The 14,735-nt window shown below is 67.2% G+C and carries 16 protein-coding genes, 1 tRNA gene and 1 pseudogene; 12 read left to right on the top strand and 6 right to left on the bottom strand.

What is annotated here, in order from left to right:
• The first annotated feature begins 22 nt into the window (after positions 1-22).
• Positions 23-1,324, top strand: a complete 1,302-nt coding sequence (locus tag DU502_RS12160) for an amidase (RefSeq protein WP_121920565.1) — start codon at positions 23-25, stop codon at positions 1,322-1,324.
• Here DU502_RS12160 and DU502_RS12155 read toward each other — a convergent pair whose 3' ends face one another.
• Both DU502_RS12155 and DU502_RS12150 read right to left on the bottom strand, forming a co-directional pair.
• Positions 1,325-1,822: a hypothetical protein gene (locus DU502_RS12155; RefSeq protein ID WP_121920566.1), complete on the bottom strand. Its 498-nt coding sequence runs from the start codon at positions 1,820-1,822 to the stop codon at positions 1,325-1,327.
• 59 nt (positions 1,823-1,881) lie between these two features.
• Positions 1,882-2,946 (bottom strand): ATP-binding protein, encoded by a 1,065-nt coding sequence (locus tag DU502_RS12150; RefSeq protein WP_121920567.1) that lies wholly within the window; start codon positions 2,944-2,946, stop codon positions 1,882-1,884.
• A gap of 502 nt (positions 2,947-3,448) precedes the next feature.
• Here DU502_RS12150 and DU502_RS12140 point away from each other — a divergent pair.
• Together DU502_RS12140 and DU502_RS12135 are read left to right on the top strand one after the other, a co-directional pair.
• Positions 3,449-3,955: pseudogene (locus DU502_RS12140) on the top strand (RNA-guided endonuclease TnpB family protein); the annotation flags it as partial.
• A 441-nt stretch (positions 3,956-4,396) separates the two neighbouring features.
• Positions 4,397-4,480 (top strand) — tRNA-Leu (locus tag DU502_RS12135).
• A gap of 93 nt (positions 4,481-4,573) precedes the next feature.
• On the opposite strand, the gene DU502_RS12130 is transcribed toward DU502_RS12135, so the two are convergent.
• The gene (locus tag DU502_RS12130; protein ID WP_121920569.1) at positions 4,574-4,873 is read right to left on the bottom strand and encodes a hypothetical protein; all 300 of its coding nucleotides are present in this window, start codon (positions 4,871-4,873) and stop codon (positions 4,574-4,576) included.
• A gap of 77 nt (positions 4,874-4,950) precedes the next feature.
• Here DU502_RS12130 and DU502_RS18345 point away from each other — a divergent pair, with 77 nt between their 5' ends.
• The 6 genes from DU502_RS18345 to DU502_RS12105 all read left to right on the top strand — a co-directional run bounded on the left by DU502_RS18345 (position 4,951) and on the right by DU502_RS12105 (position 11,084).
• Positions 4,951-5,106: a hypothetical protein gene (locus tag DU502_RS18345; protein ID WP_166033676.1), complete on the top strand. Its 156-nt coding sequence runs from the start codon at positions 4,951-4,953 to the stop codon at positions 5,104-5,106.
• Positions 5,107-5,151: 45 nt separating this feature from the next.
• Complete coding sequence (locus DU502_RS12125) at positions 5,152-6,330, top strand: tubulin/FtsZ family protein (protein ID WP_121920570.1); 1,179 nt, start codon at positions 5,152-5,154, stop codon at positions 6,328-6,330.
• Positions 6,331-6,452: 122 nt separating this feature from the next.
• Positions 6,453-7,520 (top strand): hypothetical protein, encoded by a 1,068-nt coding sequence (locus DU502_RS12120; protein WP_121920571.1) that lies wholly within the window; start codon positions 6,453-6,455, stop codon positions 7,518-7,520.
• A gap of 52 nt (positions 7,521-7,572) precedes the next feature.
• The gene (dph2, locus tag DU502_RS12115) at positions 7,573-8,607 is read left to right on the top strand and encodes a diphthamide biosynthesis enzyme Dph2 (protein ID WP_121920572.1); all 1,035 of its coding nucleotides are present in this window, start codon (positions 7,573-7,575) and stop codon (positions 8,605-8,607) included.
• Between the two features lie 153 nt (positions 8,608-8,760).
• Positions 8,761-10,620, top strand: a complete 1,860-nt coding sequence (locus tag DU502_RS12110; protein WP_121920573.1) for a histidine kinase N-terminal 7TM domain-containing protein — start codon at positions 8,761-8,763, stop codon at positions 10,618-10,620.
• Between the two features lie 56 nt (positions 10,621-10,676).
• On the top strand, positions 10,677-11,084 hold the full coding sequence (locus tag DU502_RS12105) for a TrmO family methyltransferase domain-containing protein (RefSeq protein ID WP_121920574.1): 408 nt from the start codon (positions 10,677-10,679) through the stop codon (positions 11,082-11,084).
• Here DU502_RS12105 and DU502_RS12100 read toward each other — a convergent pair.
• Positions 11,051-11,503, bottom strand: coding sequence for a TIGR00725 family protein (locus tag DU502_RS12100; protein WP_121920575.1), 453 nt, complete (start codon positions 11,501-11,503; stop codon positions 11,051-11,053). The two genes, DU502_RS12105 and DU502_RS12100, sit on opposite strands and share 34 nt — an antisense overlap.
• Positions 11,504-11,594: 91 nt before the next feature.
• Here DU502_RS12100 and DU502_RS12095 point away from each other — a divergent pair, with 91 nt between their 5' ends.
• Both DU502_RS12095 and DU502_RS12090 read left to right on the top strand, forming a co-directional pair.
• Positions 11,595-12,497 (top strand): DUF7847 domain-containing protein, encoded by a 903-nt coding sequence (locus DU502_RS12095; RefSeq protein WP_121920576.1) that lies wholly within the window; start codon positions 11,595-11,597, stop codon positions 12,495-12,497.
• Positions 12,498-12,559: 62 nt separating this feature from the next.
• Positions 12,560-13,177 carry a hypothetical protein gene (locus DU502_RS12090; RefSeq protein WP_121920577.1) on the top strand — a complete coding sequence of 206 codons (618 nt, stop codon included), beginning with the start codon at positions 12,560-12,562 and terminating at the stop codon, positions 13,175-13,177.
• 1 nt (position 13,178) lies between these two features.
• On the opposite strand, the gene DU502_RS12085 is transcribed toward DU502_RS12090, so the two are convergent.
• Positions 13,179-13,676, bottom strand: a complete 498-nt coding sequence (locus tag DU502_RS12085; protein ID WP_121920609.1) for a LabA-like NYN domain-containing protein — start codon at positions 13,674-13,676, stop codon at positions 13,179-13,181.
• A 99-nt stretch (positions 13,677-13,775) separates the two neighbouring features.
• Between DU502_RS12085 and DU502_RS12080 the strand changes: the two genes are divergently transcribed.
• Positions 13,776-14,186: a DUF7548 family protein gene (locus DU502_RS12080; protein ID WP_121920578.1), complete on the top strand. Its 411-nt coding sequence runs from the start codon at positions 13,776-13,778 to the stop codon at positions 14,184-14,186.
• Here DU502_RS12080 and DU502_RS12075 read toward each other — a convergent pair.
• Entirely contained in the window at positions 14,183-14,677 is a 495-nt protein-coding gene (locus tag DU502_RS12075) for a dihydrofolate reductase (RefSeq protein ID WP_121920579.1), read from the bottom strand. The two genes, DU502_RS12080 and DU502_RS12075, sit on opposite strands and share 4 nt — an antisense overlap.
• Positions 14,678-14,735: the final 58 nt, after the last annotated feature.

Raw genomic sequence — 14,735 nt, 5'->3', positions numbered from 1 at the left:
CGCGCGCACCCCGTGAGTGGATATGTACGACCCACAGCCACTCGCACCGCTCGCTCGCGCGCTCCGGGGTGGCGACCGGCAGCCGACGGCGCTCGTCGCGGACCTGTGTGACCGACGCGACGCCGTCGACGACGTTCACGCGCTACTCCCCGAGACGGGACGACGGAACCGCCTGACGCGCGAGGCGTCGGCGCTCGCCGCTCGGCACGACGACTCCGAGAGCCGGCCGCCGCTGTTCGGCGTCCCCGTCGCCGTCAAGGACATCTTCCACGTCGACGGCTTCGTCACCGAGGCCGGGGCGTCGGTGCCTCCCTCCGTCGTCACCGGGCCCGAATCAACCGCGGTCGGCCGCCTCCGCGACGCCGGCGCGCTCCACTTCGGCAAGGCGCACACGACCGAGTTCGCGTACTTCGCGCCGCCGCCGACCCGCAACCCGAACGACCTCGGACACACGCCCGGCGGGTCGTCCAGCGGGTCGGCCGCCGCCGTCGCCGCCGGCATCTGTCCGCTCGCACTCGGCTCCCAGACCATCGGCTCCGTGATCCGGCCAGCGGCCTTCTGCGGCATCATCGGCTACAAGCCCAGCTACGGCCGGATCCCGCTCGACGGCGTGATTCCGTTCGCGCCCTCGGTGGATCACGTCGGGACGTTCACGGCCGACGTGGCCGGCGCGGCTCGCACTGCTTCCGTCCTCTGTGACGGCTGGGAACCGGTCGCCCCCGACGACCGGCCGGTACTCGGTGTCGTCGAGGGTCCGTACGTCGAGCAGGCGACCGAGGCCGGGCGGGCGGGCGTCGAAGCCGGCGTCGCCGCCCTCGAAGACGCGGGCTACGAGGTGCGGCGGGTCCCGATGCTCGACGACATCGACGACGTGAACGACAGCCACGACGCGCTGGCGGCCGCGGAGTTCGCCCTCACGCACGCGGAGTGGTACGCCGAGTACGGCGAGGGGTACGCCCCGGAGACGGTCGACCTGATCGAACGCGGGCGGGACGTGGGCGTCGACGAACTGTCGGCCGCTCGGGCCGCCCGACTCGACCTGCGCGAGCGAATCGGGGAACGGGCCGACGAGGCGGGTGTCGACCTCCTCCTGTCGCCGGCCGCGCCCGGCCCGGCGCCGGAAGGCATCGACGACACTGGCGACCCGATCATGAACCTGCCGTGGACCAACGCCGGCGTCCCGGCGCTCACGGTGCCCTGCGGACGGGTGGGAGACCTGCCGCTCGGCCTGCAGGTGGTCGCTCCCTTCGGCGAGGACGAGGCGTTGCTGGCGTGGGGCGAGGAAATCGCGGCCGCCGTCGCGGACGTGGACTCGGTCGCGTAGTTACGCCGTCGACGTGCCGGTGTCCGTCGTGGTCTCGGCCTGCGCCTGTGCCTGTTCGAACGTCGACGCGGGGAAGAGGCCGCTGACCTCCGCGAGCGAGAGCGTCTCGACCAGTGCAGCGGGGTCGCCGGAGACGAGCAACACGCCGAAGTCGCTGACGGTGTCGTCGACGCTCACCGAGACGTTGCTGCGGTTCCGGAACGTGTCGACCGCGTCCTGCGTCAGTTCGATCCGTCGCTGCCGGAACTCGGCCTGCGCCTGCATACGGTCGAGTTCGCCCGACTCGACTTTCGACTGAATCTCGGACTGGAGTTGCTGGAGTGACTGCTGGTCGGGTTGGACTGCGAGCGTGACCGTGGCGGTCTCGCCACCACCGCCCGCCCCGCTGTCGGCACCGCTCCCGTTGTGCTCCGAGAGCGCGCTACAGCCGGCTATCGAGAGGGCGCCTCCCGTGCCGGCGAGCTGGAGAAATCGGCGTCGGCCCGTGTCGTCGAACATTCCGGCCGACCTTAGGAGACGAGTGGTTTAAGCCCTCGGCTCTGTCCGCGTCGTCGGCGCTACGATGTCTCGTCGGCGTCGAGCGACATCACCGGCATCGTCGCGAATTCGAACTGCGCGCCGCCGGCGTCACCCTCGGTCACGGCGACGGCCCACCCGTGTGCTTCCGCGATAGTCTGGACGATGTACAGTCCGAACCCCGTCCCGTTCGTGGTGCGGCTGAAACCGGGGTCGAACACGTGGTCGCGCTCCGCGACGGGGATGCCGGGGCCGTCGTCGACGACGGCGAAGCCAGTGTCCGTCTCGCGGACAGTGACGGTCACGTCGGCACCGCCGTGTTCGATCGCATCGTCGGACTCCGTCCGACTGCCTGTGGAACCGTGTTCCACACTGTTTCGAAACAGGTTCTCGAAGAACCGACGCACCCGTGTCGCGTCGGCGTCGACGACGAGCGACGTTCGCACGTCGAGGGTGGCGCCGTTGATGGCGACCATCTCCCACGCGTCCCGGGCGACCGCGTCGAGCGCCACCGGCTGTACGTCCGTCACAGCTTGCCCCTCGATGGCGACGGTGAGTACGTCCTCGACGATCCGCTCGATCCGGTCGAGCGAGTCGGTTACGCGGTCGATGTCGACGGTTTCGCCCTCCGCCAGATAGCGGTCGAGATACCCCTTGGCGACGGCCAGCGGGTTCCGAAGGTCGTGAGCGAGGATCGTCGCGAACTCGGTGAGCCGGTCGTTCTGCGCCGCGAGTTGGCGTTCCCACTCTCGTCGCTCGGTTACGTTCCGACCGATGCCACAGAAGCCGAGGACGCTGCCGTCGTCGTCGGTCAGTTTCCGCCCCGTGAGTTCGAATCGAATCCGCCCGTTCGTCGTGTCGGCGCGGGCCTCGACGACCGTCTCGCCGTCGTCGAAGATGCGCTCGACGGCCCGCTCGACGGCCGGCTGATCGGCGTCGAGAAAGAATTCGGCGGGCATCATTCCCTCTATCTGCTCGTCCGTCAGATCGAACAGTTCGTTGAGGTGGTCGTTCCAGAACACCAGTCGACCGTGCTCGTCGTAGATATAGAAGATATCGTCCAGCGCATCTAGAGCGTTGTGAAGTGTTCGTCGCGTTTCCGGCATCCCTCGTTTCTCCGCAGATAGATCGGCTCGAATCGTATTAACGCTGCGTATTCATGCCGCTTCAGCGACGCTATGGGTGGATTTCGTCTGCTCGGCAGATAGGCTTCGCTCTGCAGTCGTAGAATATCGAGGGGCCGAGGCCCCGATTTGGACCCGGACGGGTGGTGTTTTCGGCGCCCCCTACGGCCGTGCTGAATGTTCAGGTTCCCGAACCCCACTCACACGGGGTCCGGTACTTGGCCTTCACACCCATCCGCCATGGCGGACGGGTTCTGGGACGCGGCGGTCTACCGTCGGGGCGTGCACCTCGTTTCCACGTTACAGCGGTAGCGAGGCGAAGGCCCACGGCTTTAGCCGTGGAACGAAACCGACAACTGGGGAGCAAACTACCGGCCACGACAGGCCCGATATTCCCACGTTTTAACAGATCTCAGATAATATATTACGATTGTAATCGTGGCCACGACGACCGTCATCACGACGTTCCACAATCCATCCCACGAGCGCCGCCGAGAGTGGTGAGTCGGTGCTGGTATCCGGTCGTGAGGCGAAATACGTCCGGCGCAAATATCGTTCCCTACGCGAGTCGCTCCAACAAGCGGGTGCGCTTCGCGCACGCAACCGCGTGGGTAACAAAGAGGAGCGCCGGATTCGTGACCTGAACCACAACGCCTCCCGTCGCCTCATTGACTGGGCACAGCAGTTCGAGAATCCCGTGCTGAAAATCGAGGATTTGGAAGGCATCAGAGCTAGGAGCGACTGGCGTGGCGTCCACTCGTGGCACTTCTATCAGTTGCAGGAATTCATCATCTACAAAGCCGAGCAAGCCGGGATTCGCGTCACAGAAGTTGATCCGTTCGAGACGAGTCAACGCTGTTCGGCCTGTGGTGCCGAGGGAACACGCGACGGCGACCACTTCTCGTGTCCCAAGTGCGACCGTGGTCGTCACGCCGACCTGAACGCCGCCGAGAACATCCGCCAACGGGAGGAAGAACCATGCACGGCCTAACAGTTCGGCTGAGGCGAACCGTGCGGCCTCGTGGGCTGAATACTCCACCGTCTGCTTCGCAGACGCCCGGCGTGACCGGGGAGGAAGGCCGCGTTGACCCGGCTGTACGCGCTGGAAAGCACGTCCGGGGTCGTAACCGGACGGCGACCGCTGACGCCCCACGCGAAAGCGTCCTTACGGGCCGAGGAAACGCGCAACCCGAATATCCCCTTCGGGGAATCCCGCCCCTTTAGGAGTGGGAGGAGGTCAAGGGAGCTTCGGTTGTACCCCGCACCGGGTCCGTTTCGCGTCAGCGGTTCGGTGCTGGTCGCCCGGTACGTTCTCGTGGCATCGACCGGTCTGCTGGCATACGTTACTAATACACACAATTGTTCCGGTGAAGTCCTCGTCGGGGAAAATCGGTGGCTTGAACCCACGTGGTCGTCTACGGCCGCAGTGCGTGCGAGGGTAGCCAAGCCTGGAAACGGCGGCGGACTCAAGATCCGCTCCTGTAGAGGTCCAAGGGTTCAAATCCCTTCCCTCGCATCGCTCCGGCGCACGCCGGAAGATGCGGAAGACCGCTCTCGGAGCGCTCTTCCCTCGCAAAACTTCACGTTCGGTTGTATCGACGAGCCACCGCTATCCGACGACGAACTCGGGGGCGACGATCACACTCGCGATCAGACTGGCAAAGACGAGAATCGCGGTGACGCGGAGCGTCCCGGCCATCTGTCGCCGATCTTTCGGTAGGGATTCGGCGATACCGGACAGCGCACACCCGGCGATCATGACGAGTAACCAGTTGGCTGCGGCGGCATCGCCCCGCAGCACGTTGTAGGCGTAGAGGCTGGCGAACACGAGCGCCCCCGAGAACATCACGACCGCGTTGAGTCGCCCGGCTGGCTCGCTAAATACGACGTTGGTGACTGTGGAGGGCATCGGGCGTACAATCCCACCCAGACCAAAATAGGTGATTGGTACCACGTTACACTTTTCCTGTCCGACCGGTTCGGACGATGCCCAGCCCTGCCGACACCCTGAGCCTCCTCGTCGCCGTCGAGTTCGTCGTGATGGCGTCGTTCCTCCTGCTCGTCGCTCCGCTGGACGTCGCGGCTCCGGTACTCCCCCTCCTGCTGGTCTTTCTGATTGCCATCCACCGGTATCGGTCGTGAGGTCGACCCCGCGATTCTTACGCTCGGCTCGTGTACACGTCGTCGATGAAACTCGCGCTCGTCGGCGCCGGGCAGGCCGGTGGGAAGGTGATGGAGGCGATCATGATGTACGACCGGCGGGCGGAGGTTGGGTTCGTCGCGGACGCCATCGCCGTCAACACTGCGCGGGCGGACCTCGTCGGTCTGGAGGCCACGCCACTGGAGCGTCGGGTGTTGATCGGCGGCGCACGGTTGAAGGGGCACGGCACGGGCGCGGACAACGAACTCGGTGCCGACGTGGCGCGCGACGACCTGACCGAAGTGATGCGCGCCGTCGACGACGTGGCGGTCCACGAAATCGACGCCTTCCTCGTGATCGCCGGTCTCGGCGGTGGCACGGGGAGCGGCGCCGCGCCCGTGATCGCTCGCGAACTCCGGCGGCGACACGCCGAACCCGTCTACGGCCTCGGCATCCTCCCGAGCCGAACCGAGGGGAACATCTACACGCTCAACGCCGCACGCTCGTTCGTGACGCTGGTGGATCAGGTGGACAACCTGCTCCTCTTCGACAACGACGCGTGGCGCGAGGGTGGCGAGAGCCTCCGTACCAGCTACGACCGGCTCAACGCGGAGATCGCCCGCCGCCTCGGCGTGCTCTTCTCGGCCGGCGAGGTGAAGGAGGGACAGGCGGTCGGCGAGTCGGTCGTCGACGCCAGCGAGATCATCAACACGCTCGGGAGCGGAGGTATCTCGACCCTCGGCTACGCGGCGACGGCGGTCGACCGCCCCAAACCGCGGCTCTTCGCCCGGCGGCAACCGGCGCCGGACGTGGGCGATTCGACGAATCGCATCCTCACGACGGTTCGCCGGGCGGCGCTCGGCCGGTTGACTCTCCCCTGCGAACTCGCGGGCGTCGAACGCGGCCTGCTCGTCGCCGCCGGGCCACCCGCGTATCTCGACCGACGCGGGATCGAACGCGCACGCCGCTGGCTCGAAGAGACCACGGGAAGTATGGAGATCCGCGGCGGCGACTACCCCCTCGACTCCGGCTACGTCGCCGCCGTGGTACTCCTCTCGGGCGTGAGCGACGTGCCCCGGATCGAGGAACTGAAAGCGACGGCCGTCGAGACGCAGCAGCGGGTGCGGGAACTCGAAGCCGACGCCGACGCCCCCGAGGCGCTACGTGACCTGACGTGGAGCGGGGAGGCCGACGACGGCGACGAGGATCTCGACCCCCTCTTCTGATACGGATTATTGTAACTGTGTACCGGTGGTTCGCCGAAACAGTCCGGCGAACCACCGGTACTGACTTACAATAAACCGTATGAGGCGAACGGCTATCTCCTCTCCTGTCATTGTATTGTAGTATGGTCACCGAGACACCACCGGCGACCGACGGAGAGGAGTCGTTACGGGGGACACCGCCAGCGACGGAGGACGCGGCGTTACGTGGGTGTGCGCCGCGAGCGACGCCCGGGCCCGCCGAGCGACTGCGGAACTGGTGGCACGACCGCGGAAGCGGGACGGCATACGACCGTCTCGACGGGACGCTGACGGCGTACTGCGCGGAGTTCGGCGCGCTGCTAGACGAACTGGATCGGCTCGAAGCCGCCCGTGGCGATGGGCCAGCGGTCGACCGCGACGTCGTCACCCACGTCGAGACCTTGCTCGACCGAGCGGCCAGCCACCTCCAGCGGGGGCACATCGATCAGGGCTGGGTCTGCTTTCACGCGGCTCGGCGGGTCGATCTCTACGTCTACGCGGCGTACGACCGGCTGACCGACGGGGAGACGGATCTGGTTCGGGAACGGACCGTGGAGATTCACCGCGAGGCGATGGATCGACTGAGTGGATGGCGACGCGAGGCCGTCTCCGACCTCCTGCTCGACCGGAGCGGGCAGGTGCGGCGACACCCCCCGGTGAGCGCAGTGATGCGTGCCCGCCACCTCGTCGACGAGGCCAACCAGAGCAACCACGCCAAACGGCGCTACCTCCAGCGGCAGTTGCGATACCTGCTCGGCATCGGCATCGTCGCGCTGACGGTCTTCATGCTCGGTGTGACGCGAGCGAACCCGCTCGCGGTGGCGGACGTGACGATCCCGACGTTCGCCCTCTACGTTCCCTTGCTGGGTGCACTCGGGGCGTCACTGTTCGGCGTGCGCTCCGTCTCGAAAACCGCCACGTCGATGAAGGTGCCCCAGAACTTCACGCCGCTCGGCGTGGTGCTCGCCCGCGTGTTCATCGGGAGCCTCTCCGCAGTCGCCCTGTATTTCGGGCTCACGGCGGAGGTGGTCAACGTTACCGCCGCCGCCGCTACCGACGTCTCTCCGGCGCTGCTGTTGCTCGTCGCGTTCGCGGCGGGCTACTCCGAGCGGTTGGCACCACAGGCGATCGAGCGCGTCTCACAGATCACGGGCCGAGAGGTGTCGGCGTAGCCGCCACCCCGAAGCGCGGCCCTTAACCGGCCACGACGGCAACGAACGGGCAATGAGTCAGGACGTATCTTCCGAGGGGGATCTCCGAAACACGGGGATGTCGCTCAAACACGACCGGGAGTGGGATTACGAACTCGACCGCATCGTCGAGGCGGTCGAGGAACGCGGCGCCACGAAGGTCGGCCTCCAGTTCCCCGAGGGGCTGAAACGGCGCGGCCCCGCCGTCGCCGACGACCTCCGAGCGCTGACCGACGACGACGTGACCTACATGCTCTCCGGTCAGCCCTGTTACGGCGCCTGCGACCTCGACACCTACCTCATGCGCCGGACGGACGTGTTCGTCCACTTCGGTCACTCGCCGATGAAGGAGTCGGACAAGATCATCTACGTCCCCCTGTTCTCGAACGTCGACCCCTTCCCGATGATGGAGGACGCCCTCGACGAACTCCCCGAGGACGACGTCGGTCTCGTCACGACGGCTCAGCACATGAACCGCTTCGACGAGATGAAGGAGTGGCTCGAAGACGAGGGTTACAACGTCCACACCCGCAAGGGCGACGACCGCCTCACCCACGAGGGGCAGGTGCTCGGCTGTAACTACGCCTCGGCCGATATCGACGCCGATCAGGTGCTCTACGTCGGCGGCGGCAAGTTCCACCCGCTCGGGCTGGCGATGGAGCACCCGGACAAGAAGGTGGTCATCGCTGACCCCGTCAACAACGTCGTCACCGTCGCGGACACGGAGAAGTTCATGAAGCAACGCTACGGCGCCGTTCACCGGGCGATGGACGCCGAGAAGTGGGGCGTCATCTTCTGCACCAAGATCGGGCAGGGGCGCTGGGATATGGCTGAGGAAATCGTTAACGACAACGACGACACCTACCTCATCACGATGGACGAGGTGACCCCGGACCGCCTCCGCAACTTCGACATGGACGCCTTCGTCAACACGGGCTGTCCACGGATCACGACCGACGACGGTCCGCAGTTCCACAAGCCGATGCTCACGCCGGGCGAGTACCGCATCGCCGTCGGCGACGAGCCTCTCGACTCCCTCTCGTTCGACACCTTCCACGGGACCTGGTGACGGATTTCTAACACGTCGTCGCCACCACCGGTCCACGTCGTCCGATTCACGCCTCGCCGACCGCCGATAACGGTCGCTGAGAAACGTCAGATGTATTTTACTAACCACCAAGATTATCCCCCTCTCCTGCGGAGCGTATGAGACGGTGGGTGGATGAACGCCGAGACGCTCTACATCGGGGCGATTCTCCTGACCAGTGGCTTCGTGACGGCTGTCGCCGCGTGGCTGTGGTCGACCGACCTCGACCTGTCGGGTCAGCTGTTCGTCCTCCTGTTGGCGCTGCATCCACCGCTCGGACTGCTCGTCGTCGCGGAGCTACTCGCGCCGACGCGGTCGCTCTCGGTTCTGTTCTACGCGCTGCATACGGGGCTGAGTCTGCTCGTCCCGGTCGTGTTCTTCCTGTTCGCGCTCGCCTTCTCGGACAATCGCCGCCACCTTCCCCGTCAGTTGCTGGCTGGCGTCGGCATCTACGCGGCTGTCGTCGTCGGGCTCGAAGTGACGAATCCGATACACCATCTCGCCCGCGACGGCTATCAGATGGTCGGGACGACGGTACCACACCTGACCGCCACGCCGACGACGGCGTTCGGTCTCCTGACGCTCCCCTCCTTCGTCGCCTACTACGCCGCCGTCGGAATGCTGGGCTATCGCTTTCTCGCCCGTCGTGAAGGGCGGTGGATGCAGACGCTCGTCTTGCTCATCGGCTTCGTCTCGCCGTTCGTCGTGTCGAGCCTCTGGTTCACGGGACTGCTCGTCGGCCCGCTCGACGGCGGGTTCGTCGTCGGCTCGGCCTGGACGGCCGCCCTCGCCGGATGGGCAGTGTACCGGTATCAGCTGTTCGACGTGGTCCCGCTCGCCCGTGAGGCGGTGTTCGAGGCGCTCGACGAACGGGTCCTCGTCGTCGACGACGAGCGCCGCCTCCTCGACTACAACGACGCCGCCGCCGTGACGTTCCCCGAACTGGGCGGGAATCGAGGCCAGCGAATCGACACCGTACTCCCGGCTCTCCTCGACGACGAGGCGCGCACCGACGGCGGACGAACGGATCCCGTCCCCACCGGCACCACCACGTCGTCGCCGTTCGTGTCCACGTTCACCCGATACGACGGGTCGACACCACGCGAGTACTCCGTCACGGTAACCCGACTGAACACGGACGGTCGGCTCCGGGGGTACGCCGTCGTCGTCCGAGACATAACCGACCGCCAGCGTCGGATTCGCGACCTCGAACGGCAGAAGGCACAGCTCGAACGGTTCGCGAGCACCCTCTCGCACGACATCCGAAACCCGCTCAACGTCGCCCGGGGGCGGACCGAACTGGCGCTGGAGAACGACGATCCGAACCATCTGGAACACGTGATCGGGTCGCTCGACCGCATCGACCGGATCATCGACGACCTCCTGACGCTCTCCCGCGAGGGCCGGACGATCGACGACCGCCAGCGCGTCTCGCTGGTCGACGTGGCGGAAGGCGCGTGGCAGACGACCGACACCGCCGACGCGACGCTCACCCTCGACATCGACGACCACGTCTCGGTGTCCGCGGATCGGACGCGGCTGTTGAACGTCTTCGAGAATCTGTTTCGGAATAGTGTGGAGCACGGCTCGACCACTCCCCGCTCGAACACTCGCGGGGATAGCGTGGAACACGGCACTCCGGACGGCGAAGTGACGAGCGACGACCCGGCCGTCACCATCACGGTCGGTCGTCACGAGGACGGCTTCTACGTCGAGGACGACGGTCCGGGCATCCCGCCGGAACACCGCGAATCGGTCTTCGAGTACGAGTTCACGACCGCCGACGGGACGGGGCTGGGACTGGCCATCGTCGACGCCATCGCACAGGCGCACGGCTGGACGACCGCGGCACACGCGGGGAGCACCGGCGGGGCCAGAATCGTCTTCTCGGACGTGACGCTGATCGACGACGCGTTCGGGGACGACACCGACGCCCATTCCGAGACCGACCGCGAGACCGATTCCGACACCGGTGCTGCCGAGGCCGGCATCTGACGCGTCGGTCCCGCACCGCCCCGTGCCCTTTTGCGTCCTCGGCGGGTGGTCGTCACATGGAGTGTGACCCCATCGGCACCGTCTACACGCCCTACGAGACGACGAGCGAGGCGCCCCGACAGGGCTTCCACGACGACGCCGAGGGCGTCGTCGACCTCAATCCCGAGTACCGCGAGGGACTGGCCGGCTTCGACGGCGACCGGATTGTCGTCGTCTGGTGGGCCGACCGCGCCGATAGGTCGGTGTTGACGCTGGATCGCGACCCCGCCCGTGGCGTGTTCACGTCGCGGTCGCCCGCCCGGCCCAACCCGGTCTGCATCTCGGAGTGTTCGGTCCTGTCGGTCGATCACGAGGCCGGCCGCCTCCGACTCGGCGGTGTCGACATGGCCGACGGCAGTCCGGTGATCGACCTCAAGGTCCCGGTCGACGTTCAGTGCTGGGACGACGACGCGGACTCCACGTAATCGACTGCCTCCGCGGGCGAGTCGACGGCCTCGACGCCGGGCGCGTCGTGGGTGCCGAGACCCGCCACCGGTCGGTCGAAGACGCCCGCGAACCCGAGTTCCGAGAGCGTCCCCGCCCCGCCGTCGACGGCGACGACGGCGTCGCCGTTCATCACCACGAGCGCGTTGCGGGCGTGTCCCAGTCCCGTCGCGATGGCGGTGTCGACGTACTCGTTGGCGTCGCGGCGGTCGGCCGTCGGGAGGATACCCACCGTCTCGCCGCCCGCGGCGTGCGCCCCCTCGCAGGCCGCCGCCATGACGCCGCCGAGACCACCACAGACGACGACGTGATCGCGCTCCCCGAGCAGCCGCCCGACCGCTCGGGCCTGCTCGGCTGCCGCCTCGTCGACCGTTCCACCGCCGATGACGCTGACGCGCATGGGCGAGTCTCGACACGCTGGCGTAATAACTGGCGGCGCTCCCGTTGCCGTCTCACCACGTTTTATATGGCCGCTACGCCCGTGCTTGGGTATGTCAGCGGTTCAGTCCCTCCGTACAGCGACCGGGGCACTCTCGCGCAACCCGGTCCTCTTCCTCGGTGGTCTCGCGTACGCGCTCGTCGTCCTCCCCCAGCGCGCCCTCCAGCTAGCGGGCATTCCCCTCGCCCCCGCCCTGCTCCAGCTAGTCACCTTCTTCGTGACGCCGTTCGTCCTCGCGGGCGTCCTCGGGATGGCGCGCGAGGCGCTCGACGGCGACACGGCCTTCGACGCGTTCACCGCGACCGGCAAGGATCGGTACGTCGACATCCTGCTCGCCACGCTCGTCGAGTTCGGTATCCAACTGGCGTTCGGCGTCGCGTTCATCGTCCTCGCCCTCGTCGCGCTGGTGGCCGGGGGTGGCGGCGCCGGCCCGGCCGCCCTCGTCGGCGCGGCGCTCGGCGTCCTGCTGGCGCTCGCGTATCTCGTCGTGCTCTTTCTCATCCAGTTCTACCCGGTCATCGTCGTCGTCGACGACGCCGGCCCCGTCGACGCCATCACCGACAGCGTCGACTTCGTCCGCGGGAACGTCGTCAGCACGCTCGGCTACAGCGTCATTACGGTCGTCCTTGGCGGTCTCGCCGCGCTCCCCGTCTCCGGCTTCGCCGCCTATCGCTTCCTCACGAGCGGGCCGGGAACGGGCGACACGCCGGGCCCGATCGGTGGCGGGATGAGCCCCGGCGGCCCCGGATCGGGTGCCGGCGCCGGCGCTCCCCAGATGGCCGATATGTTCGCCGGGGCAGGCCTCGGCCTCTCGACGCCCGAAGTGATCGCGCTCGCACTCGTCTCCGCGGTGACGACGGCGCTGTTTTTCGCCTTCCGGCAGACCTACGCCACTGCGTTCTACCGTCGTAACGGGCGGTCGGTCGAGGAGCGAGTCCTCGATGACGAGTTGTAGGTGACGCATACGGCTCTTTGACCATCCACGAAGCCCATACCGCTCTGCGATCACCGACCAATATGCAGCGCCGCACGGTCCTCGCGACGCTCGGATCGCTCTCCGCCACTGCCGGCTGTGTCGGCATCACCCCACCGCGCAGCGACGGACGTGATCGCGCGACTGGCACCGGCACCTCGAGAACCGACGGCGAGCGGCCGGACGCCGACCCGAACTGTCCGTCGTTCGCCGCGGACCCGGATCGGACGGTCTGCTGGCCGTCCGAGGATCGAATCCGGAGCCGCGTCTTCCTCAACGCCTCTACCCCCGTTTTCGAACCCGACTCCGACGATTTGTCGGCCGAGACGGTCGAGTTCGTCTTGCACGATCAGCATCCGGATCGATCCGTCGGGGTCGACCCGCACGACTGGTGGATCGCCCGCCGGACGGGAGATGGCTGGGATCGAATCGCCTCGGGATCGACGAGCGACGCGTGGCGCACCATCGACCCCGGGCAGCGATACACGTGGTCGCTGTCGCTCCAGCCCCATCCCACGCCCCGGACCGACGACACGACGTACATCGTGCAGGCGCTCGACGACGGTACGTACGCCTTCGGGACTGTCGCTCTCCTCGGCGGTCGGGCCGACGATGCGCTCCGGATCGAATGCGTGGCTGTGGTCGAGGTGCGGCGACGATAGCCTACAGCAGGAACGTCTCCTCGCGTTCCGCGAGGTCGAGGAAGGAGTCGGCGGCGTCGACGAGTTCGTCGGCGGTCGAGGAGCCGAAGGCCATCACTTCGACGCGGACGCCCTCGTGGCGGAGGTGCGAGCAGAGGCGGGAGAAGTCGCCGTCGCCGGTACAGAGGACGACCACGTCGACGTGGTTCGCGAGCGTCACGGCGTCCAAGCTGATGCCAACGTCCCAGTCGGCCTTCTTCGACCCGTCGCCGAAGGTCTTGATGTCCTTGATCTTCGTCTCGAAGCCGATCTCTTGCAGTGCCTCGAAGAATCGCTCCTCCTCGGGCGAGTCCGCGCGGATGACGTAGGCGATGGCGCGGACGAGTTCGCGCTCCGAGACGCCTTTCGAGAGGAGCGCCGAGTAATCGATATTGCGGGAGTAGAGGCTCTGAGCGGAGTGATAGAGGTTCTGCGCGTCCGCGAGTATCGCGACGCGCTGGTTCGGGTGGATGTCGGTCACGTTGGCCCAACTGAACGGCGCGCGACTAAATTCCTTGCTCATCGTGGGCGTCGCGGGGGATACGAGCCATTTAACCCGCCGGCGGCGACAGGGTGAGATATGCGCACCGAGCAGGCCGCCCCCGTGCTTGGCATCGTCGGCTGTCTCGCCGTCGTCGCCGCACTCGCCCTCCCCTTCGCCCTCTTTCCCGACTGGGGGAGCGAACTGGCTCAGTACTACACGAGCGGTCCGCTCGGCGTCGGCGCCGTCCTCGCGTTCGCGCTCGTCGGTGTCGTCGTCTTCCTCGCCGGGGCGCGCGGCCGCACCGACCCGACGACCGCCGCGGGCATCGCCGTCCCTCTCGGCGTCGTCGCGTTCGCCATCGCGCTCTCGTGGGCGCTCGCGGCGCCGCTCGACCCGCTCTTTGGCTTCCCGGTGTCGTGGATCACGGAACTTCGGTGGGGTGTCGTCGCCGCGACGGGGCTCACGGCCGCCGCGGCCGCGCTCTACGCGCGAGCGGTTCTCGATTAGTCGGCCGTCGATTCGTCGCGTTCCCAGAACTCGATCCGGAAGCCGTCGTAGGAGTCGTCGGTGCGGGTCAGGGTCCACGCCGACCGGTCCCACGCGGGGAAGAATCGCATCTCTGCGGTGGGTTCGATCTCGTCCTCGACGACGGTGAGCACCATCGTGTCGTAGTGTGGGAGAAAGGCCTCGTACACCTGCCCGCCGCCGATGACGTAGACCGTCTCGCCCTCGTCCACGGCCGCCAGCGCCGCCTCGACGCCGTCGACCACGGTCGCCGTCGCCTCGGGGTAGGTCGGTGCCGACCGTGAGAGGACGATCTGGCGTCGGCCGGGCGGGTCGGGACGCATGCCCTCGTACGTCGTCCGGCCGACGATGACTGGCGCGTCGGCGACGCGTCGTTTGTACTGACGGACGTCTTCGGGGTGATCCCAGGGGACGCCGGACGCGTCCGCGACGATCCGGTCCTCGGTCATCGCGGCGACGGCGATCAGTGTCACGGTGGATCGACGGGAGCCGGAGGCAAGAACCCCTCGACACCGGCGCTGTCGCCGTCGT

The organism is Haloplanus aerogenes (assembly GCF_003856835.1).
Lineage (GTDB): Archaea > Halobacteriota > Halobacteria > Halobacteriales > Haloferacaceae > Haloplanus > Haloplanus aerogenes.
This window is presented reverse-complemented; position numbering and strand designations above follow the sequence as displayed.